This is a genomic window from Aneurinibacillus migulanus (assembly GCF_001274715.1).
GTDB lineage: Bacteria > Bacillota > Bacilli > Aneurinibacillales > Aneurinibacillaceae > Aneurinibacillus > Aneurinibacillus migulanus.
The window spans coordinates 3,505,172-3,525,604 of sequence record NZ_LGUG01000004.1; the positions used below are offsets into that span (position 1 = coordinate 3,505,172).

The following is a 20,433-nucleotide window of genomic DNA, read 5'->3' on the forward strand; positions in this document are numbered from 1 at the left end:
AGGGCGGTGGGCGGGAGCGGTTGGAAAAAGACACGTCCGCCTTTTTCTACCGGGGCGCAGGGCATATCCACCCTCTTCTTTCTCCAACTCCCCTACTTCCAACCACGCTACCCTGTCAAAATATTAACCATAACTCATATAGATTAAAAACCATTCTATTTCCTACTCTATCTATTTTTCGGCTTTGCTCCATGCCGCTTCCTGAAGCTTGCGCCATAAAATTTTACCCGTACCGGAGACTGGAAGGCTTTCGACGAACTCTACAATGCGCGGATACTTATATGCAGCCATCTGATCCTTTGCCCAATCGATGATCTCTTGTTCACTAGTAAGCCCTTGTTGCTCTTCCCGCAGCACGACAAATGCCTTTACTTCCTCACCTTTACGTTCGTCCGGCACTCCGATCACGCACGCCTGAAGAATAGCCGGATGCTTATACAGAATGGATTCTACTTCAGACGGCCAGATTTTAAAGCCAGATGCGTTAATCATTCGTTTAACGCGGTCTACAATAAAAAAATAGCCTTCTTCATCAAAGCGAGCGATATCTCCGGTTCGGAAAAATGTTTTACCGTTTAACTCGATAAAAGCTTGCTCATTCTCCTCCGGACGCTGCCAGTATCCTTTACATACCTGCGGACCATTTACGATAATCTCGCCCTCTTCACCGATCCCTTTCTCCTCCAGCGTATCCGGGTCAATAATGCGCGCGTCGACATCAAATGCAGGAATACCCAGGCATTGCAATTTCGGACGATCCATCGGATTAAAGTGCGTCTGGGCCATCGTTTCAGAAAGACCATAGCCCTCTACAAATCGTAGTCCAGTCACATTAAATAGCTTTTCGCCTACGGCTTTCGGCAGCGGAGCCCCACCTCCGTTTATCACCTGCAAGGAGCTGATATCGTAGCATGAGAGATTCGGATTTGCCAGAAAGTCAACGATCATCGTACTGATGCACGTCCAGTGTGTACAACTGTGACGTTCGATGATTGCAGCAGCCGTATCACGCTCCCAGCGTGTAAGCACTACCATTGTGGCTCCTGCATAAATTGGAGCATGCATACTGTGTACCATGCCAGTAACATGGAAAAGTGGCAACGTACATAAAACACGCGCTTCCGATGTCAGAGGTCCCCATAATACTGTTGACACAGTGTTAGCCTGTATAGTCAAATGAGAGTGCATGCATCCTTTCGGCCTACCTGTCGTACCGGATGTGTAGGGGAGGACAGCTAAATTATTCGCCGCTGTATTTGGAAAACCGGATATGGTATCATAGTCTGTCGCCTCCTTCCAAAAAGTTACAGAGGGTGTCTGCACAGCTATGCGCGGGGCTTTTGCTACGTCTGGAACTTCCGGCCCGCTTTCCCGGCAATAATCAGAATATGTCGCCAAAATGACGTGTTCGAGGGCTGTTTTGGAAATAAGTGGCTCAATCCGGGGATACAATTCTTGTGCAACGAATCCTAAACGGATATTCCCATCTTGAATATAATGGACAAGCTCTTCGGTCATATTCATCGGATTCACTGGAACGACAACAGCACCCGCGCGTAAAATCGCATAATACGCAATAATAAATTGAGGGCTGTTTTGCATATATAACAGCATCCGCTCCTCTTGTTGAACCCCCTGTGCTAGCAGGTAGCTGGCCATACTGTTCACTTCTTGAAGTAATTCCTGGTATGAAATTGCCGTGCCATAATACATAACGGCCGTTTTATTCGGATATCTGCGTGCGGTCACTTCTAGGTTGTCATACAACGTTGTTTCTGGAACCGTAAGTGTCGTTGGAATACGTACAGGCCAATGTGCAAAATGCGCGTGTACCATTCTTACATCCCTCCAAATGATTAATAAAATTTCCACAGAAACAGCTGTATGTTGAGCCACAACCATTTTCACCAACAAGCGCACACCGTGCAAACGCTTCTATTTTTGATAAAGCCAGCTTTTGCTGAATATAGGAAACGTCTGGAAAATGGCCATTCGAATAAGATGGCTACCACCATCGGAAATACTACACAATAAGCCCGCTACTACCGACAAGTACATTCACTCCCTTTAGCAAATATACTGTTGTACCTGGTTTATTCGCTCAGCGATAGCCCGGTTACGTGCAATGGACCCTTGTGGAACATAACGCTGTAGTTCCTTGCAGACAAGCGATAAATAGTCATCCCTGAGCGTTCCTTCAGCAATGTCTGCCACCAGTTTGCGGGCAATCGCTTCCACTTCCGGTACGGCATCATCAATGTACGAAGCCGCAAGCATCACTTTCAGCGCTTCCTGATCTGCACCGTTATGTAACACCGCTTTGTACGCGCGCAATACAGCAGACTCAGCGGCATACAGATGAATAACAAGGTCTGCAAATCGTATGGCCGTTTCCTGCTCCGCTTCAAGACGAGGGCCAACAATCTGCTGGATAAGACCAGCAAGTGCAAGCAAAATACGACGTATGGATACGATAGCTTTTCTTTCTCTTAAAAGAGGGCCTTTATCCACAGGGTAAACCTCCTGCAGATCGGCGGTACCTTTTTTTATAGCCTCTTTCACTGGAAGTTGACCCGCTCCTGCTTTTTTAAAAAATTGGTTCGTAATCAACAAACGGTTGATTTCGTTCGTTCCTTCGAAAATGCGATTAATACGTGAATCACGGTACATTTGCTCAATCTTATATTCCTTAATGAACCCGTATCCTCCATGTAGCTGTAACGCTTCATCGACGACTTGATCGAGTGTTTCGGAACCGTATACTTTGCAAATGGCGCATTCCAACACATATTCAGCCATCCGTTTAGCCATAAGTGTAAAATCCTGAGAATCATATAAGCTACCCAATGCATCCTCTAGCAGTCCGGCTGACCGGTATTGTAGGGATTCAGCCGCATAAATACGCGTAGCCATTCTTGCAACCTTTTCCTTGCTTGCCGCAAAATCAGCAATAAGTGTACCGAATTGGCGGCGTTCGTTCGTATACGCAACGGCTAACTGCATGGTGTATTTGGCTCCACCCATGCAGGCGGAACCGAGGTTAAATCGTCCGAGGTTCAATACATTCAGTGCAATAAGATGACCGCGCCCGACTTCCCCAAGTAGATTCTCCACCGGTACCATGCAATCTTCCATAATCACAGGACGTGTTGACGATCCCTTAATGCCCATTTTGTTTTCTTCAGGCCCGAGAGATAAACCGGGAAAGTGCCTTTCGACGATAAATGCGCTGAATTTGTCTCCGTCTACTTTAGCATATACGATAAACGTATCTGAGAACACAGCGTTCGTAATATAAAGTTTAGTGCCATTTAAAATATAATGCGTTCCTTCTTCGTTCAGACGAGCAGTCGTTTTGGCACTGAGCGCATCTGAACCGGAAGAAGGCTCGGTGAGACAATAGGCACCTAGATACTCCCCGCTTGCCAGTTTCGGCAAATATTTTTCTTTTTGGGCTTTCGTACCGAAATATGTAATCGGCAGAGTAGCGATACACGTGTGATTAGAATGGGCTACACCATATCCGCCTGTACGACCTACGATCTCGCCTACAAGTCCCTTGCTGATTTTATCTAGCCCCAGACCCCCGTAAGCTTCAGGAATGCTATGAGCTAAGAGCCCCAGCTCCCCGGCCTGACGCAACAATGCCACTACCTGGTCAAAGTCCTGATTTTCAATTTCCTCCCTATACGGATCGACTTCCCGTTCGATGAATTGCCTAGCAGTTGCAGCAATCATGCGTTGTTCTTCGGTAAAATCCTCCGGTGTACATATCATATCAGCCTCCGTGGCACTTATCAGAAAAGACCCACCCGGTCTATGAAGGCGTATATCCGACATAACAACCTTCTCCTCCTTTAACCAGCGTTTTTCGCTCATCAAGATACGGAACCGTATCGAGAATCCCACGCTCCGCTACAAAATAGATGTCTTCTTCCATCTTAAATCGTTGCAGCATCCGGCCTACGCGCGAGGACAGCAAAATATCCTCGGCACATCCCCTGGCGCCGCGATAAAATTCGCGTGCAACGAGCGCGGCGTCGGTCATTTCCCAATCGCAGCTCTGTTCGGAAAGCAAACAATCCAGCACATAGCCAGCCCCATAAAAGTCCTCCATAGAGAACTCACCTGCAGAACCTGCACAAACCAGAATAACAGTATCGCTGGTGTGATTGGTGCAAAGCGTCCGAGCTACTGCCTTGCCGTTAAGCAAGGAAGCTGCGTAAACGTGCTTGGCGAAGGATGCTTTGCGTATCGCTACCGTCCCATTCGTGGTAGACAAAATGACGGTCTTTTTCTGTATGTGCTCTTTTAAGGCAAGCGGATTTGGATTAAGAAATCCTTCCAATGTTATCCCTTCATATTCCCCCACAAGTACAAAGCTGTTACGGTCCCTGTTCTCCGCTTCCTTAAGCGCTTCTTCTCCATGCAGCACCGGTATGATTTCTTTTGCCCCATGATGGAGCCCTGCCACAATGGTCGAAGTTGCGAGAAGCACATCGAAGACAACCACAATTTTCCCGTGGATTTTCTTTGTGTCAATGTCTTCTTTGCGCATTAAAACGTGTACTTTCCCCATCATCTCCCTCCGTTATCCTTTGCGCTCCGCACATTGCAGCGCGTGCAGCATGAGCGCATGGACAAACCGATTAAGGCTTGCGAAGCGTTCATCTTTCGTCTGTCCCATTTTCCAGCGGTAATAAATTTGCTGGCAAATAACAGCAAGCTTAAAATAAGCAAATGTCAAATAAAAATGAATGCCTGATATATCCCGTCCACTTTTTTTTGCGTATGCTTCTAGGAACTGTGTGCGTGTCATAAAGCCAGGGGTTACTGTCAATGGAGGGTGCCCCAATCCGTGCTGTAAGGCAGGTGGATCATCTTTTTCCACCCAATAGCTCAAGGCAGCACCGAGGTCTGCCAGCGGGTCACCCACAGTCGTCATTTCCCAGTCAAATACCCCCGTCATCTGTGTTACATCCTCCCTGGAAAACATAACATTGTTGAGCTTGTAATCATAGTGGATAACGGTTGGAGTCAGAGATGTCGGGAGGGACTCAGTCAGCCATACTTTAATCTGCTCAGCTTCCGGGATGTCGTCCGTTTTCGCACGCTCGTAGCGGCCAATCCAGCCTTGAACCTGCCGTTCTATAAACCCTTCCGGTCGACTCAGCGCAGTGAGTCCTGTTTCCTGGTATGGTACATTATGCAATTCAACCAGCGTATCGACCATCGCCTCCGAAATCTGCATACCCAGATTAGGCGTATAGTCTATATAGGAAGGGAAGGCTTTATCCAGTACAACACCCCGTCGTCTTTCCATAACAAAGAACGGACTGCCGATGACGGATGTATCTTCACAATATAGATACGGCTCTGGAGCTAATGGAAAAAATGGATGAAGCTTTTTTAAAATCTCATATTCTCGTTTCATATCGTGGGCTTTGGGCGCTACGGGACCAAAGGGGGGCCGACGTATGACTGCTTCCCAGTCCCCGATGTTGATTTGATACGTTAGATTGGAATGGCCTGCCCCAAATTGCTCGACATGCATTTGTTCATTGCCCATCTTTTCCAGATGTTGGCGAAGATAGTTCTCCAACGATGCAAAGTCTAATTCTTCCCCCTCACGAACGGGAATGGTATCTTTCAGCGTCGCATCTTGCTTAGCCATCGTACGCAATCTCCTTTCAGTACGGTGTTTCACTAACGATGGGTAAAAAACGGTTTACGTTTTTCAATAAATGCCTGAACACCTTCACGCACATCTTGAGTTTGAAAAACTTCTTCAAACAGCTCCGCTTCTCGCTCGATGGCTTCAGAAAACAGCAACTCTGCGCCTTCATCCACCGATTTTTTGATACGACTCAGCGCTTCAAGCGAGTAAGAGCGAATGCGTTGGGCTAACTCCAGTGCCACGTCCATGCCTTTTCCACTTGGCGCTGTTTTGTTAATAAGCCCAATACGTTCCGCTTCCTGTGCGGAAATCGGTTCGCCTGTAAACATCAGTTCCTTCGCTTTCGCCTCGCCGATAAGACGCGGCAGGCGCTGTGTGCCACCCCCGCCCGGGAACAATCCAAGCTTGATTTCCGGAAGCCCGATTTGCGCATGCTCTTCTGCAATGCGTAAATCGCATGTAAGAGCTAGCTCGCAGCCGCCCCCAAACGTAATACCATTAAGCACAGCGATCGTAGGCTTAGGGAAAAAGTCAATCTGATTGAGTACATGATGAGTTTCCATGACAGATGCCTTTACCCTAGACTTGCCGATTAGCTGCGGGAATTCCTTAATATCGGCACCAGCCATGAATGCCTTTTGTCCAGCCCCGGTAAGAATGACGACAACCGTTTCCGGGTCATCAGCCAAAGGGGTGAACGTTTCGCTCAATTCGACGACCACCTGTTTGCACATGACATTGAGTGGCGGATTATCAATCGTTACAATGGTGACGCCTTGCCGCTTTTCGAGACGTACGAGCTCACCCATTACGATTTCGCTCCTTCCTGTTGCTTATATTCGTACCAGCCTTTTCCTGTCTTGCGCCCCAATGTGCCTGCCTTTACTTTTTCTTCTACGCAGGTGGCTGGTTTATCTACTGGATCTCCGGTTTCTGCAAAACGTTGTACGGATACATAATAAGCCACATCAATACCGGACAAATCCATCAGCTCAAACGGTCCCAGCGGATGATTGAGCGCCTTCTTGCAAATCGTATCAATGTCTTTAAAATCAGCGATGCCTTCTTCATAAAGAGCAATCGCTTCGCGACTGAGCGCACCTAAAATCCGATTGGCGACGAAGCCTGAAATTTCTTTGCGAAGCAGAACACCGGTCCGTCCGATTCTCTCACAAACATCCATTGTCAGTTGCCCTGTTTTCTCAGACGTTTGTTCACCCATGACAACTTCTACGCAATCCATAACAAGAGGCGGGAAGAAGAAATGCATGTTGCATATTTTGTCGGGTCGTCCGGTGACATCGGCGATCAACGAGTTTACGATAGTCGAGCTATTGGAAACCAATATCGCATGTGAAGGAGCGATACGGTCCAGCCTGGCGAAGACATCGCGCTTGACTTCCAACTTTTCCACAACCGCTTCGATTACAAAATCAGCGTTTGCAGCTGCTTCCTCCAGGCTGGTTGTAAATGTCAAGCGTTGAAACGCTTGCGATTTTTCATCTTCGGAGATTTTTCCTTTCTTCACCCATTTGTCCATGATATCGTGCAGTTTGACTTCCGCATTTTGCAGGGCACACTCTTCGACATCCTGGATGGTTGTCTGAAAGCCTCCTAGTGCGCACAACATAGCGATTTGATGCCCCATTGAGCCAGAACCAACTACGCAAATGTTATGAATGTCTTTTATATGCATCGTACCGTTCCTCCTTATTTGCCAGATTACATAGCTGACATACCACCATCAACCACTAGAACGGCTCCCGTAATAAAATCGGAAGCATGTGACGCCAGAAATACAGCGCTTCCTTTCAAGTCATGATCAGACCCATAGCGCTTCAATGGCGTATAGCCCAAAATGTACTCTCCCCCGCGGTTAAGCAGTTCCTTGGACATTTTTGTAGGGAAAAATCCTGGAGCGATAGCATTGACATTTATGCCATATTCCCCCCATTTCACTGCAAGGTCTCTGGTAAACGAAATGACGGCCCCTTTACTGGCGCTATAACCAACTGCATCCATGAAACGAGGGTCACAGCCGGTTAAACCTGCAACAGAAGCGATGTTAATGATTTTGCCGGTCTTGCGTTCAATCATCACTTTTCCGACTGCTTGTGACATGAGAAACGTTCCAGTTACGTTAATATCCATCACTTTGTTCCAGGCTTCCAGCGGCATATCGGTTACAGGAGCGCCCCACGAGGCTCCGCTATTATTTACTAGAATATCAATAGCGCCAAACTGTTCTAGCGTTTGATCAACTATCCGCTGCACATCCTTCGGATTACGTACATCGCATGGTAGCGCAAGGCACTGTACGCCTGTTTCCTGTATAATTCGCTCAGCCGTGTCTTCACACGTTTCCGCACGACGCGAGCAAAGCACAAGATTAGCTCCTGCTTCGGCATATCCTTTAGCGATTTGCGCGCCGAGCCCGCGACCGCCTCCAGTTATGATGGCCGTTTTTCCAGTTAAATCAAATAATTGACTAATATGCATGTAGGTTCGCTCCTTTTGTTTCTTTACTTCGTAAGCGCATTCAGCTCCTGATATGGTTTTAGCTCCATTTTTGCGATGGCTGATTTATGGACTTCATCCGGCCCGTCTGCCAGGCGAAGCGTCCGCGCATTTGCCCAATGGGCGGCCAGTGGAAAATCATCGCTTACACCGGCAGCACCAAGCGCCTGAATAGCACGGTCTAATACTTGGAGCGCTATATTTGGAGCGACTACCTTAATCATGGCAATTTCTTTTTTGGCCGCTTTGTTTCCAACTGTATCCATCATGTAGGCTGCTTTCAGTGTCAGAAGGCGGGCCTGTTCGATTTCAATACGCGAGGTAGCGATCCAGTCCTGTACAACACCTTGTTGAGCCAGTGTTTTTCCGAAAGCTATCCGTTTTTGAACACGCTTGCACAATTCTTCTAGAGCACGCTCTGCTGCTCCAATTAAGCGCATGCAATGATGAATGCGTCCGGGCCCCAGCCGCCCTTGGGCAATGGCAAATCCTTTACCTTCCTCCCAGATTATTGCATCGGACGGTACACTTGCATGATCGTAATCGATTTCCGCATGACCATGCGGCGCATGGTCATAGCCGAATACCGGCAGCATACGTTTAATATGGACACCAGGCGTATCAAGCGGTACAAGGATCATAGACTGCTGCTCATGGCGAGGTGCTTCTGGAGCGGTTTTGCCCATAACAATGGCAATTTTGCAGCGCGGATCGCCTGCGCCTGAGGACCACCATTTTCGTCCGTGCACCACGTATTCGTCTCCATTCCGCTCGATAGAAGCCTGAATGTTAGTGGCGTCTGATGAAGCGACATCCGGTTCTGTCATCGAGAAGCAGGAACGGATTTCTCCCTCCAGAAGCGGAGTTAGCCACCTGTCTTTTTGCTCTCTTGTTCCGTAGCGAACCAGCACCTCCATGTTTCCAGTGTCTGGAGCGGCGCAATTGAATACTTCCGGTGCAATAAACGAGCGTCCCATTATTTCACATAGTGGCGCATATTCGAGATTAGTCAGTCCTGCGCCGTATTCACTGTCAGGCAGAAACAAATTCCATAGGCCCGATTCTTTGGCTGATTGTTTCATTTCCTCCATCACTGGCGGAATAATCCAGCGACTTTCTGCACGATTGAGCTGCTCTTCATACGTTTTTTCGTTCGGATATACAATCTCCTCCATGAATTCCATAAGCGTTTCCCGAAGCTTTTGTACCTTTTCCGTATAATCGAAGTTCATCATATCCCTCCCTATTTTAAAAATGACACATCACCGATGACACTTAACATACTGACCGTATAGTATGTTATGAACGAATTTAATATCAATATAATCTATATTTTCTAAAAATTCAAGACGATAATGTGTTATTTCTACCTCCTACTTACAGTATATGAATCTATTCATAGCATATAACGGAAATAAGCTCGTTCCCGCATAAATTAATAACTACTTGCATGCGCAGAACGAGCTTATTTTCCTCTGGATAAAACAAAGCGTATGACTAAAAGACCCGCTTTGCCCCGTAGTATTGATAGTTTTTATGATACCAGTCAAGATTATCGATACGTACATTCTTAGTGGCGGCATGCGCCATTTGGTTATCCCCTATGTATATCCCAACATGGGTGATTGTGCCTTTTTTCTCCGAGTCGAAGAAGAGCAAATCTCCCGGCTTTAGTTCCTCATCACTTACGCTCTGTCCAGCATTGAATTGGTCTTGTGATGTGCGCGGCAGCGTGACGCCTAGTTCATTGAATACATATGAAGTAAAGCCGCTGCAATCAAAACCTTCCAGTGTTGTGCCGCCCCATTTATATGGAACGCCGAGCAGGTTGTTAATGACAGCATTCATCTGTCTGTCATCAAAATCCCGTGTCCCTTCCCTGGAGGTCTTCATCGTACTTTCCTGATTCGTAGCTACTGTCATGGATTTGGTTGGTTGCGCTTTTTTCGGCGGAGCTGGAGTGATATTCGTTTTTGTCTGATTAGCCGATAATACGGTCGTACTACGGTTGGTCGAATTTGCGGCTACATACCTAGATGCAGTAGACGTCTGTGCTCCTGATCCACTACGGGAAGTCAATGTAGTTGACGGTATGTTCAAGACTTGTCCCATTTTGATTACATCGCTGGTTAATTTGTTCGCCTTCTTTAGCTCGTCAATAGAGACTCCGAACTTTTGGCTGAGTTTGAACAAGGTGTCATCTTTGCTTACAGTATATGAAGCGGCGGACACCGGCGTCGCGATGACCATGGAGAAGAGCGCGGCCAATGCTAGTTTTTTCATCTTTTTCTCACCATCCCAAACAATTGTCCGTTTTCTTTCACATAGCATGCTGCTGATTTAGTAGATTCATAGTAGCAGGAGGTATGTATCGATACGCAACTCTATCTACAACCTTATTCTAGCTTTATTTACTAGACATGGGTATTGTTTTTTTTATGAAAACATATATTAGTCCAAAAGTACCTGGTTTGTATAGGTGTATTTTGCTAATTAATCTAGTGCACGGAAATACATAGATGAAATAAAAAGGGCGAATCACTATATTAACGATTCGCCCTTTTTTAGCCTTTACGAAAAAATAATATGATTTTCTCAAACAATATGGCTTTAGTTTGGGGTCTACATCAAACTCTGTGCTGGTGGTATACACATACAAAGTTCGGTGGGATGAGAGAAGGAATGGGCAGCGGAAGGAGACAAGCAAGCGTGCATTTGCCTACAATCCTTCGAAGATACAGCTTCTCTGTCCCTTGCTGCTTGTCTCCTGAAGCGGTCAGTTATACTCCCCTGCGCAGCGTAACCAAGTGACATGCTCATCCCTTCTCCTATCCCTCACCACATTTTGATATTGAGCCTTAATTTGCGCTGTTATTTAACCAATTGTCCACGCGTTACGCCTAACTGATTGGTCGCCTTCAACGTGCGCCATACACTCGTTCCAGTACGGCTTCCGTTGAGCGCTTCCCGGTACAATTGCAATACTTCGCGTACCTTATCCGCATCTTCTTCCAGAAATTCTACACGATATTCCTGTACGCCAAGCTCACGGAAGTTCGTAATATATTCGGCACCAGATTGCTCGATCGCATTATAGACCGTGTTACGGCAACCGATGTCTACCCGTACTGGATGCGACATACCGATACGGTCCTGCAAAGATACACGATGACTCTCGCACGGACGCCCACAGTTCGTATAATCCGTTCCTTCACTGAGAAATGTGCAATATACACAGTGTTCGGTATGGAACATGGGCAGATGCTGGTGAATAACCAGTTCGATGTGCTCGGTCGGAGATACCGCTAACATGTCCACCATCTGCTGTATATTCAGGTCATACGATGGTGTTACTTTCTCAAGCCCATGCTCAAGAAAAAGTTCAGCAGCTTTATGGTTTGCAATATTAAGCGAAAAATCCCCAAAGAGCGGGATTTTTACACCTGCTTGTTTGAAATACTGTAAGGCGCCGGTATTGCGCACGAGAATGGCATCCGGATTCGCCCGCAGCATACCGTTCAGCACACCTTGCTCACCAGGCATATGAATGCGCGGTGTCGCAAGTGCAATCTTTTTGCCGTACTGCCGTGCCGCTTCTACCGCTTCAGGATAGTCGCGTGTAAATTCAAAGTCGGCATAGATGTAATCGACATCCGCCTGTGCCGAGGCATGGATTTGTTCCATCGTGCGACACAAGGAAATAAGCTTCGCTGTTCCTTGTGCCGTGTTACGCCCAGCAGCACGAACATAACTGCTTTTATTGCTGATTTCGCGTCTGATATAAGTACGCGGCTGTTCACGCAGGGCAACAAGCTGCTCCACTGCTTCACGGCGTATACGGTTTAGCTCTTTCACCGGAACAATTACCTCACCTTGAAGTGCCATCTCCAATTCAGCTAGCTCATATACGGTACCACCGAGACGTCCCCATTGCTCATGCAGGTACTCGCCGGTAAGCGGCCGTTTCATCGCCTGCTCCAGTTCTACCTCGGACGCTACTGTCACCTCGCCGCCTGTTTTGATGTCGCGCCAGACCGATACAAGAGACTCACCTACCTTGCCTGTTACACGTACAGCAAGCGGAAACGGCCGGTATGGGTAATCCGTCTCAAACGTCTTGCGTAGCTTGCGATCCAGCTCAGGATCATTCGTTTTCCATATTTTATCACCGGCATGCACGCGGCTCAATTTGACATCGCGGCGTCCCGGTACGATTTCAATAAGTCCGTCCTGTACTTCCCCTTCGATTTTGCGCCCCTTTCTGCGCAGGTCATACACACGGCCGCCTTCTTCTTTTTCCTGCGGGTTCCCTGCATCGAATACAATGCCATCACCACGCTTTAATGGCGCATGCAATTCACACAACACAGCATCTTTCAACACTTTTTTTACCGTTCCCAGATACACGCCGCGGCTTTTCGGGAATGTACCATCAACCAATTGCTTATTGTTCGTGCCTTTGAGAAATCCGTGCGTAAACCCGCGGCTGAAACTCTGTTGGAGTTCACGAAGCTCTTCGGTGGACGGCCCGTATTGCTTACCTTCGAAGTATTCATCGATCGCTTTACGGTACTTACTGACAACGTTGGCGACATATTCTGGCGACTTCAAGCGTCCTTCGATTTTAAAAGACGTAACTCCAGCCTCGATGAGTTCAGGAATTAAATCAATCGCGGCCAAATCCTTTGGCGACAGCAGGTAGGCGATGTTGCCCATTTCCTTCTGAATGCCATCGACAATTAAATCATACGGTAGACGGCAGGCCTGAGCACATTCGCCTCTGTTCGCCGAGCGTCCGCCCCACATCTCAGAAGTAAGACATTGGCCAGAGTACGATACGCACAGCGCTCCATGTACAAACACTTCTAACGGTGTATCTGTTTTTCCAGCAATGGTTTTAATATGCTTGAGGTTGTTTTCGCGCCCTAGCACGACCACTTCCAGGTTATACTCCTTCATGAAGTCTACTGCTTCCGGTGACGTAATCGTCATCTGTGTGGAGCCGTGGATCGGAAAATCAGGCGAAATCTCGCGAATAAGCTTTACCAATCCCATATCTTGTACGATAACGGCATCCACGCCTGCTTCAATACAGGCATCTACCAGTATTTGAGCTTCCTTCATTTCATCTTCAAATACGAGAATGTTAAATGTCAAAAATCCTTTGACACCATATTTATGAAGGTATGCCATAATTTCGGGTAGTTCTTCCATTTTGAAATTATCTGCTCGTGCTCTTGCGTTAAACTTCTCGACCCCGAAGAAAACCGCATTTGCACCATTCGTTACAGCCGCCCGAAGACACTCCCAGTTTCCGGCTGGCGCAAGCAGTTCCACCATATCTCTTGTGATTGCGGTCACTCTTCTCCATCCTTCCTTTTCTTTGTGCATATGTTCATGATACTTCACGCCATATGTATAGACGGCGAATGTATCACATTTTTGCGTTGTTCAAACTATTACTATACGCTATTTCTTTCATTTTCACCATTGTAACATTGCGTTATCCCTATATAAACTTCGTCAACGTGTTCGAAAAGGATACCGCTTGAACGTTTGCGTCAATATTGGCAAGGTAGTCAAATACTTCTATCACCATATCCTCGCATTTTTTTATCCATTCTCCGGGAGAGTCTCCATATATTCGCGATAGCGGCGGTGCACCGTAGCCCGCGACGCTTCATAGCCTAGTCCACGCAGCGTCAGAGCAATTTCTTCGAACGTCAATTTTTTACGACGAAGCTTGATAATCTCCTCCATAGGCAAATCATTACGCTTACGTCCTCCCTGGTCGGTGTTCTTCAAGTTATGTTCAGGACGGAATCCCTCGGCGATGGCACGTTGCATTCCACGGGAAATTTTATGATTGGTTAAACGCCGCTGATATTCTTCCACAACAGCCAGAATTTCCAATACCATGCCTTCCATCTCGCTCACCTTTAGTTCACCTTGATTATCCAGTGAGAATACTTTTCCCTCCAGCTTGCGTATCTGATGCAGGAGAGCGATTTTGCTATTACCTCGGCCTAATCTGGATTCATCTTGTACAAGTATGGCCGTAAGTTCCCCATCCGACATTGCTTCAAGAAGGGTCAGCAATCCCGGACGTTCGAGTTCGAAGCCACTTTCCTGCTCGGCGATTTCACGTACAACAGTCCAACCATTTTGCGCTGCATATTGCCGCAATTCCTCCGCCTGCCGTCTCAAGCTTGTCTTCTGCTCCTTGCGTTCAGTGCTAACTCTTGCGTACAGTCCTACGTTCATCTTTTCACCTCCAGCTCTTCTGGAATATTGCTCTTCATTATGTACAAAACCCTCCGTATATAAGGAGGGTTTTTATTAATGCTTATATTTTTTCTTTTTGGATAACGGTCCCACTTCTTTGCCGCTTTCATCGACAAGGCGAATGGAATCAAGGTTGGCTTTAAGCGAGCCACGCACTGCTTGAATGTATTCATTGCGAAGCGCCGCTTGTTCGGCTTTCTCTTCTTCCGTTAAGCCAATGCGCTTCGATTTGGCCGACAACTCGTTAATCCGGCGAATCTTCTCTTCGGTAACCATGCGAATGGAATTCTCCTCTCTATACGTAGCATGTTCACCTATTATAGCACGGATTACTTGTTCATCAAACTTTCTTGCTCTATCGCTACTCTACCGGGATGATGATACGGTCGCCCGGTTGTACAATGGCAGATTGAAGTTGGTTCTCTTTTTGGATGTAGAACAATAGCTCGTTAACCGACATGCCCGCTTGTTCATTATACTGATCAGCAATGTTCCAAAGTGTATCGCCAGGCTCCACTACTACTTCTATGCCGCTAGGTGTGTTCTCTTTATCGCCTGTGCCGATAGAGGCAAATACTAAATTCGCCATGCTGAGGATAGCTGCGCCAATAATAGTTCCAATAAACAATGATTTCTTATTCATATGTTATCCCCCTTCTACTGTCTGCATTTCCGATATTGAATATGTATGCTTGTCTATATAAGATAGAACCAAAACAAAAATAAGAACGTTCGTTCTTTTTTATATTAATCAGAACAAACGTTCCTGTCAATAAAAAATTAGAACTTATGTTTGTATCCAAGAACAAATGTTGGTATAATGGGAACAACAAAAGATTCCATAGAATGGGGTGTGTTGGTATGAAGAAACTATCCAGCCGTCAGCTCGCCATCCTGGATTACATAAAGAAAGAAGTCAAGGATAAAGGCTATCCGCCTTCTGTACGGGAAATTGGGGAAGCAGTAGGTCTTGCCTCCAGTTCTACTGTACACGGGCATTTGGCTCGTCTGGAGAAGAAAGGCTTAATCCGTCGCGATCCAACCAAGCCGCGCGCGATTGAGATTCTAGACGGAAATCGGGCAGGCAATACAGCTGTAATGGATACGGTCAAAACAGTAACCGTTCCTGTTATGGGTAAAGTTACAGCCGGTATGCCGATTACGGCCATAGAGAACGTAGAAGAGTACTTTGTTCTTCCAGAGAACATGGTGGGCAGCGATACGGTCTACATGCTTCGTATTCAGGGTGAGAGTATGATTGATGCGGGGATTCTAGACGGTGATTATGTTATTGTCCGTCAACAGCAGAGTGCCAATAACGGCGATATCGTTGTAGCGATGACAGAAGAAGACGAGGCGACAGTGAAGCGTATCTTCAAAGAGCGAAACCACATCCGCCTGCAGCCAGAGAATCCAACTATGGAGCCGATTCTGCTTCCTACAGTAACTGTGCTGGGCAAAGTTATTGGTGTATACCGTAATATCCACTAATCATAGGGAAAGAGGCTGTCTCAAAAGGTCGTTGAAAAACGATTTTTTCGAGCCAGCCCTTCTTTTTTTACCTGAATATGGATTTTTTGCTTATCCTTGATTTTCTTTCTATTTATCCCCGTATTTGCGGTTCTTTTGATCGTTGATTTAATTTTAGGGTCCATTTTATGAGGTTATGGGCAGCACAAATAAGACCCCATTCCACCGTATTTTTGGATAGGCCTCTTAATGAAAATCGATGGAACTGGCGATTATGTTTGATTTGACCAAACACAGGTTCCACATCGATTTTTCGCTGGCTGTATTTTCGTTCTCCTTCTTCGGTTGCCAGCCGTTCCCGTACGTCTTTGCGCTGTTTTTGATTTTCCATCGAAACAGTGATCCTTTTGGTTTCTTTTCCTTTTGCGCAAGACGCTTGAAATGGACAGCCATGACAGTCCGCACAAAGGTACACTCGCTTGATCGATTCATATCCATTGTCCGACTTCTGTTTCTTTTCATAACGAAAGGTCAGTCGTTTATTGTTCGCACACATCCACTCATCCTGTTCTTCGTCGTACGTCATGTTCTCCAGACGACCCACTTGATTCTTCCATGTCTTCGTTTGTTCCTTATCGAAGGTGCTGTATTTGACGTACGCCTCGATTTCTTTCTTTTCGCAATAGACGTAATTCTCCTCGCTCCCATATCCGGAATCGCCAATCAACGCCTTTGGTTTAGGGCGATTGTATTGCTCAAGAACTTCAAAATGAGGAATCAGGCAGCCAGGATCTCCCGCCCGTTGGTGAAGACTGAATCCGGTGATAAATTGACCTTCTGTTCCCATTTGTACATTGTAACCAGGTTTCAACTGGCCGTTTTTCATAGGATCATCTTTCATCCGCATAAACGTCGCATCAGGATCCGTCTTCGAAAAGCTGTTGCGTTCCCCGAAGGTGGCCTTTTGTTCTTCGTACTTTTGTTTCCGGGGTAGAAGATCTTTTTCCAGTTGACGCTTTGCTTTCTTTAGGGTTCGATTTTTCGGATGCTGTTCGAGTCGTTTTTCTACCTTTTTTATCGTTTCCTCGATTTTCTCGGATGTAATCGGTGTTTCTTCCCACTTTCCCTGAAAATCTGTTTCCTTTTCTGCCTGTTCATCTTCCCGTGTCACTTCTTCAATGGATGTAACAATCTGCTGGAATTTCTCGTCCAGCTTTTGATCATATTTTTCAGTGGACTTCCGCCAAACAAACGTATATTTGTTGGCATTGGCTTCGATTTTTGTCCCGTCCAAAAAGTAATCTTCCAGCTTCACCAGCCCTTCCTGACGAAGCAGATCGACGAGGGAGAAGAACGTTTCATAAATCACATCCTTCATGCGTTCGGAACGGAAACGGTTGATGGTACGAAAATCCGGTTTTTGATTTTCGGAAAGCCACATGAAGTAAATATTTTCACCCAGCTGTTTGGCGATCTGCCGAGAGGAATATATGCGATTGGTATACGCATACAGAATCATTTTTAGCATCATTTTTGGAGGATAAGGAGGGCGCCCTCCGCCTGGGTGGAGAGGAATAAACAAGCGAGGGTCTATTTTTTCAACCGTTGCATCCACAATTCGGCACAGGTGATGATCGGGGATTAGGATCTCAATATCCATTGGAAGAACTAACTGGCGAGTGGTATAATGAGTGTACATAAGAAAATCGTTCCTTTCTGATATTTTGTTTGTTGTGGTGACTTCATTATATCAAAAAGAGCGATTTTCTTCTTTTTTACGTGAAAAAGGGTGCCCCAAAGTTACTTTTGGGACACCCTCTTTTGACCTGGAACCTTGTTACTTTTGGCAGCAAGGTTCTTTTTATATACATCTGATTTGATACATCGACAAATTCTTGTGGTGAGAGATAAGAAAAGAAGGAAGGGAGATGGGCGGGAACGGTCGGAAAAAGACACGTCCGCCTTTTTTTACCGGGGCGCAGGGCGTATCCACCCTCTTCTTTCTCCATCTCTCCTCCTGCCAACCACGCTACCATGTCAAAATATTAACCGTAACTTATATAATTACTCATGATCAATGGCATATACTTTTTTCCATACGGCTTAATGTCGCCCGAATTATTTCCACCAGAAGTACCACTCCTACCGATTCCAATAGCCGCACGTCTGGCAACCCGCTGTAATTGGTACGGAAACATCGGAATGTCTGTACCACTTTTGTACTGCACACGTTGTTCACAAAACCGTGTGAATGAAAAAACCAAGACACTTTCTGAACGCTTATCTACCCTTGAAAGTCAGGGATTACGTGTAGTCTTCAAAGAATTTGAAGGTGAAAACCATGTATCTGTATTGCCTATCTTAATTAGCCACGCTGTACGGTTTGCATTGATTCCTAAAGCTTAGAAGTTCATTTAGCAATATATCCCCTATGAGAAATCAATGATTTGCTCATAGGGGATATATATTTTGTACATATTATGATTTTAATCCAGGATACAAAAACTGAACGGCATGGGGAAAATACTGTATAAAAAAGGCATGATCATGCACCCCGTTCGGGTCTGTTTCAAGCAGTACATCCTTTGCTCTACCGAAAACTTTTCCTTTCAATCGTTCATATGTTTTTTTCGTATTCGGAACCATATACTGCTGTAAATTTGTCCGGTCGACTCCTTCTTGTTCTCCGACATACATATATATACGAATATTTTCTTGAGATAATTTATTTTTCTCCACGAATGAAACAAAGTTCTCGTACCATAAAGAAGCGGACATTAAGGCGAATCGGCCAAAAAAGTCAGGTTTTTGAAAGGCTGCATAAAGAGAAATCAGCGCCCCAAAAGAACCTCCCCCTATTCCTGTCTGGGCATAATCTCTTATAATTCGATAATGGGACTGCACGAAAGGCATGACCTTTTCAGTTATAAATGCTAAATACTCATCCCCTTCTCCACCAAGATAATTTTGCTTTATAAGGGGCTCTGCTTTCCACGGAGTATATTCGCGGTTTCGTTCAATTGGTTCGATTCCAACAAAAATAACTTCTTGTGTGGCACCCTGAGCAAAATCTTCTTCAAGCGTTTCTATGGAATCCATAAATAAATAGTTTCCATCTTGTACATAGATTGCGGGAAACGAGACTTCCCGTTCTCTTTCGTATGAAGGGGGTGTATATACATAAATATTTCTTCCTTGAAAAGAAAGCGTATCTACTTTCCCTTGCATTATCTTTCTCCTCTCATGTTCTGTTTCTCCATAATAAATAAATGAAATAGGGAACTCCAAGAATGGCAACAATAATACTGCATAAAACCAATAACAGATACACCTGGATTCTTACAGTGACCTCTCCCAATTGGAATAAATCCATGACAGATGACTTAACTATAATAAACGAAAATGATTATCGTTTTCAATATTTTCTCAGAAGTTTTTTCAATTTTCTTCAAACAAAATATACCTCATGCTTTAACTTTTAAGCTATATACATCTAATTTGATACATCGACAAATTCTTGTGGTGAGAGGGAAGAAAAGAAGGAAGGGCGGTGGGCGGGAGCGGTCGGAAAAAGACACACCGGCCTTTCTTCTGCTGGAGCGCAGGGCGCATCCAACCTCTTCTTTTTTCTGAATCGCTTCCTTCCAACCACGCTACCCTGTCAAAATATCAAGTGTAATTTATATAACTCCTTCGTCTATTATCATATAGAAAAATTTGTATATAGGGGTGAAATGATTTGAGAAAGGCCGTCATTATTTCTTTGTTTATTACTTTATCAGCAGGTTGTTCAACCGTACAGCAACCAAGTTCTTCACTGATATCGGTACAGGCTCCTTTAGGAAAAACAGAAGTAGAAACTATTGAACCTGTAACACCTGTATCCGATAAGTGGCAGGTCAGCCCGACCTTTGACATATACGAAAAAAGAAAAGACACGCTTATCGGATATACAATGAGAGGAATTAAAGAAAAAGTTGCTTATAAGGAAGCACCGATTATTGCGGAGAAAAGCGATGTATATACATGGTACTTCTGGAATTCGGAAAATGAATGGATTGGAAAAGAATTAAAAATCACGGCTACAAACGTTGAAAAAACACACTCTCTTACGCTTGTGGATAAGAACAAAATAGAGAAACAAACAGGTCCTCTTTATTTGCAAGAAGATGAAAAACCCAAAATTCTTCCTCTCACAAACCGAGATTCCTCAACGAAAAATATTTTTATGAACAATCCCGGCTTACCCTCTGCCCGCAGTCTTACAAATATGAACATACCTAAAGCAGGAATTTGGAAGTTGGACATATACGTGAACAACAAAAAAATCGAATCTGTCGTCGTTAGCGTCAAGAAAAAAGAAGAAAAGGTACAACAATTAGGTGCTAAGGAATGATGAAGCAAGAATAAAACCCAGCCTAAAATAGCCTGGGTTTTATTGTTAATCCTATGTTCCTATCTTTTCTGTAATTAAGTTTACCATA

20 protein-coding genes and 1 pseudogene are annotated in these 20,433 nt (G+C 45.4%); 5 read left to right on the top strand and 16 right to left on the bottom strand.

The genetic code is table 11. From position 1 onward, the window contains the following. Nucleotides 1-171: 171 nt before the first annotated feature. The 13 genes from AF333_RS18560 to yneA all read right to left on the bottom strand — a co-directional run bounded on the left by AF333_RS18560 (nucleotide 172) and on the right by yneA (nucleotide 15,122). Complete coding sequence (locus AF333_RS18560; protein ID WP_043064870.1) at nucleotides 172-1,836, bottom strand: long-chain fatty acid--CoA ligase; 1,665 nt, start codon at nucleotides 1,834-1,836, stop codon at nucleotides 172-174. Between the two features lie 231 nt (nucleotides 1,837-2,067). Further along, entirely contained in the window at nucleotides 2,068-3,840 is a 1,773-nt protein-coding gene (locus AF333_RS18565) for an acyl-CoA dehydrogenase family protein (protein ID WP_043064869.1), read from the bottom strand. Further along, nucleotides 3,818-4,579, bottom strand: coding sequence for a 2-phosphosulfolactate phosphatase (locus tag AF333_RS18570; RefSeq protein ID WP_235356611.1), 762 nt, complete (start codon nucleotides 4,577-4,579; stop codon nucleotides 3,818-3,820). Before AF333_RS18570 ends, AF333_RS18565 begins: the two co-directional genes overlap by 23 nt. 12 nt (nucleotides 4,580-4,591) lie before the next feature. Then, nucleotides 4,592-5,674 (bottom strand): phosphotransferase family protein, encoded by a 1,083-nt coding sequence (locus AF333_RS18575; protein WP_043064867.1) that lies wholly within the window; start codon nucleotides 5,672-5,674, stop codon nucleotides 4,592-4,594. A gap of 32 nt (nucleotides 5,675-5,706) precedes the next feature. Beyond that, on the bottom strand, nucleotides 5,707-6,486 hold the full coding sequence (locus AF333_RS18580; protein ID WP_043064866.1) for an enoyl-CoA hydratase: 780 nt from the start codon (nucleotides 6,484-6,486) through the stop codon (nucleotides 5,707-5,709). Then, nucleotides 6,486-7,373 carry a 3-hydroxyacyl-CoA dehydrogenase family protein gene (locus AF333_RS18585; RefSeq protein WP_043064865.1) on the bottom strand — a complete coding sequence of 296 codons (888 nt, stop codon included), beginning with the start codon at nucleotides 7,371-7,373 and terminating at the stop codon, nucleotides 6,486-6,488. The genes AF333_RS18580 and AF333_RS18585 overlap by 1 nt, the downstream gene beginning before the upstream one ends. A gap of 26 nt (nucleotides 7,374-7,399) precedes the next feature. Next, nucleotides 7,400-8,176 carry an SDR family oxidoreductase gene (locus AF333_RS18590; RefSeq protein WP_043064864.1) on the bottom strand — a complete coding sequence of 259 codons (777 nt, stop codon included), beginning with the start codon at nucleotides 8,174-8,176 and terminating at the stop codon, nucleotides 7,400-7,402. A 23-nt stretch (nucleotides 8,177-8,199) separates the two neighbouring features. Next, complete coding sequence (locus AF333_RS18595) at nucleotides 8,200-9,426, bottom strand: acyl-CoA dehydrogenase family protein (RefSeq protein WP_043064863.1); 1,227 nt, start codon at nucleotides 9,424-9,426, stop codon at nucleotides 8,200-8,202. Nucleotides 9,427-9,691: 265 nt separating this feature from the next. Next, nucleotides 9,692-10,477: a C40 family peptidase gene (locus AF333_RS18600; protein WP_052811883.1), complete on the bottom strand. Its 786-nt coding sequence runs from the start codon at nucleotides 10,475-10,477 to the stop codon at nucleotides 9,692-9,694. Nucleotides 10,478-11,065: 588 nt separating this feature from the next. Continuing rightward, the gene (locus tag AF333_RS18605) at nucleotides 11,066-13,534 is read right to left on the bottom strand and encodes a DUF3656 domain-containing U32 family peptidase (RefSeq protein WP_043064901.1); all 2,469 of its coding nucleotides are present in this window, start codon (nucleotides 13,532-13,534) and stop codon (nucleotides 11,066-11,068) included. Between the two features lie 273 nt (nucleotides 13,535-13,807). Continuing rightward, nucleotides 13,808-14,458: a YneB family resolvase-like protein gene (locus AF333_RS18610; protein ID WP_043064862.1), complete on the bottom strand. Its 651-nt coding sequence runs from the start codon at nucleotides 14,456-14,458 to the stop codon at nucleotides 13,808-13,810. A 75-nt stretch (nucleotides 14,459-14,533) separates the two neighbouring features. Then, a complete protein-coding gene (locus AF333_RS18615; RefSeq protein WP_043064861.1) occupies nucleotides 14,534-14,755 on the bottom strand; it encodes a DUF896 domain-containing protein in 222 nt (73 codons plus the stop codon). Between the two features lie 85 nt (nucleotides 14,756-14,840). Further along, nucleotides 14,841-15,122 (bottom strand): cell division suppressor protein YneA, encoded by a 282-nt coding sequence (yneA, locus tag AF333_RS18620; RefSeq protein WP_043064860.1) that lies wholly within the window; start codon nucleotides 15,120-15,122, stop codon nucleotides 14,841-14,843. Nucleotides 15,123-15,340: 218 nt separating this feature from the next. Between yneA and lexA the strand changes: the two genes are divergently transcribed. Continuing rightward, complete coding sequence (lexA, locus tag AF333_RS18625; protein WP_043064859.1) at nucleotides 15,341-15,970, top strand: transcriptional repressor LexA; 630 nt, start codon at nucleotides 15,341-15,343, stop codon at nucleotides 15,968-15,970. Between the two features lie 112 nt (nucleotides 15,971-16,082). On the opposite strand, the gene AF333_RS18630 is transcribed toward lexA, so the two are convergent. Beyond that, nucleotides 16,083-17,648 (bottom strand): IS1182 family transposase, encoded by a 1,566-nt coding sequence (locus tag AF333_RS18630; RefSeq protein ID WP_053432720.1) that lies wholly within the window; start codon nucleotides 17,646-17,648, stop codon nucleotides 16,083-16,085. 177 nt (nucleotides 17,649-17,825) lie between these two features. Between AF333_RS18630 and AF333_RS35730 the strand changes: the two genes are divergently transcribed. After that, nucleotides 17,826-18,023: a hypothetical protein gene (locus AF333_RS35730; RefSeq protein ID WP_235496595.1), complete on the top strand. Its 198-nt coding sequence runs from the start codon at nucleotides 17,826-17,828 to the stop codon at nucleotides 18,021-18,023. Here AF333_RS35730 and AF333_RS37560 read toward each other — a convergent pair. Continuing rightward, on the bottom strand, nucleotides 17,995-18,147 hold the full coding sequence (locus AF333_RS37560; protein ID WP_235356743.1) for a P1 family peptidase: 153 nt from the start codon (nucleotides 18,145-18,147) through the stop codon (nucleotides 17,995-17,997). The two genes, AF333_RS35730 and AF333_RS37560, sit on opposite strands and share 29 nt — an antisense overlap. 70 nt (nucleotides 18,148-18,217) lie before the next feature. Here AF333_RS37560 and AF333_RS37565 point away from each other — a divergent pair. Beyond that, nucleotides 18,218-18,355, top strand: a pseudogene (locus AF333_RS37565) (alpha/beta hydrolase); the annotation flags it as partial. Between the two features lie 72 nt (nucleotides 18,356-18,427). Here the strand turns inward: AF333_RS37565 and AF333_RS18645 are convergent. Further along, entirely contained in the window at nucleotides 18,428-19,177 is a 750-nt protein-coding gene (locus AF333_RS18645) for an alpha/beta hydrolase (protein ID WP_043069114.1), read from the bottom strand. A 270-nt stretch (nucleotides 19,178-19,447) separates the two neighbouring features. On the opposite strand from AF333_RS18645, the gene AF333_RS36895 reads away from it, so the two are divergent. Both AF333_RS36895 and AF333_RS18650 read left to right on the top strand, forming a co-directional pair. Then, entirely contained in the window at nucleotides 19,448-19,582 is a 135-nt protein-coding gene (locus tag AF333_RS36895; RefSeq protein ID WP_268753626.1) for a hypothetical protein, read from the top strand. A 106-nt stretch (nucleotides 19,583-19,688) separates the two neighbouring features. Then, nucleotides 19,689-20,345, top strand: a complete 657-nt coding sequence (locus tag AF333_RS18650; protein ID WP_043069113.1) for a DUF4871 domain-containing protein — start codon at nucleotides 19,689-19,691, stop codon at nucleotides 20,343-20,345. Nucleotides 20,346-20,433 lie beyond the last annotated feature (88 nt).

What these genes read in the sequence shown, in the direction of transcription:
- AF333_RS18560 (WP_043064870.1), bottom strand. Translation starts at nt 1,836, where the DNA reads ATGGTACACGCGCATTTTGCACATTGGCCTGTACGTATTCCAACGACA.
- AF333_RS18565 (WP_043064869.1), bottom strand. Translation starts at nt 3,840, where the DNA reads ATGTCGGATATACGCCTTCATAGACCGGGTGGGTCTTTTCTGATAAGT.
- AF333_RS18570 (WP_235356611.1), bottom strand. Translation starts at nt 4,579, where the DNA reads ATGGGGAAAGTACACGTTTTAATGCGCAAAGAAGACATTGACACAAAG.
- AF333_RS18575 (WP_043064867.1), bottom strand. Translation starts at nt 5,674, where the DNA reads ATGGCTAAGCAAGATGCGACGCTGAAAGATACCATTCCCGTTCGTGAG.
- AF333_RS18580 (WP_043064866.1), bottom strand. Translation starts at nt 6,486, where the DNA reads ATGGGTGAGCTCGTACGTCTCGAAAAGCGGCAAGGCGTCACCATTGTA.
- AF333_RS18585 (WP_043064865.1), bottom strand. Translation starts at nt 7,373, where the DNA reads ATGCATATAAAAGACATTCATAACATTTGCGTAGTTGGTTCTGGCTCA.
- AF333_RS18590 (WP_043064864.1), bottom strand. Translation starts at nt 8,176, where the DNA reads ATGCATATTAGTCAATTATTTGATTTAACTGGAAAAACGGCCATCATA.
- AF333_RS18595 (WP_043064863.1), bottom strand. Translation starts at nt 9,426, where the DNA reads ATGAACTTCGATTATACGGAAAAGGTACAAAAGCTTCGGGAAACGCTT.
- AF333_RS18600 (WP_052811883.1), bottom strand. Translation starts at nt 10,477, where the DNA reads ATGAAAAAACTAGCATTGGCCGCGCTCTTCTCCATGGTCATCGCGACG.
- AF333_RS18605 (WP_043064901.1), bottom strand. Translation starts at nt 13,534, where the DNA reads ATGGTGGAACTGCTTGCGCCAGCCGGAAACTGGGAGTGTCTTCGGGCG.
- AF333_RS18610 (WP_043064862.1), bottom strand. Translation starts at nt 14,458, where the DNA reads ATGAACGTAGGACTGTACGCAAGAGTTAGCACTGAACGCAAGGAGCAG.
- AF333_RS18615 (WP_043064861.1), bottom strand. Translation starts at nt 14,755, where the DNA reads ATGGTTACCGAAGAGAAGATTCGCCGGATTAACGAGTTGTCGGCCAAA.
- yneA (WP_043064860.1), bottom strand. Translation starts at nt 15,122, where the DNA reads ATGAATAAGAAATCATTGTTTATTGGAACTATTATTGGCGCAGCTATC.
- lexA (WP_043064859.1), top strand. Translation starts at nt 15,341, where the DNA reads ATGAAGAAACTATCCAGCCGTCAGCTCGCCATCCTGGATTACATAAAG.
- AF333_RS18630 (WP_053432720.1), bottom strand. Translation starts at nt 17,648, where the DNA reads ATGTACACTCATTATACCACTCGCCAGTTAGTTCTTCCAATGGATATT.
- AF333_RS37560 (WP_235356743.1), bottom strand. Translation starts at nt 18,147, where the DNA reads ATGTTTCCGTACCAATTACAGCGGGTTGCCAGACGTGCGGCTATTGGA.
- AF333_RS18645 (WP_043069114.1), bottom strand. Translation starts at nt 19,177, where the DNA reads ATGCAAGGGAAAGTAGATACGCTTTCTTTTCAAGGAAGAAATATTTAT.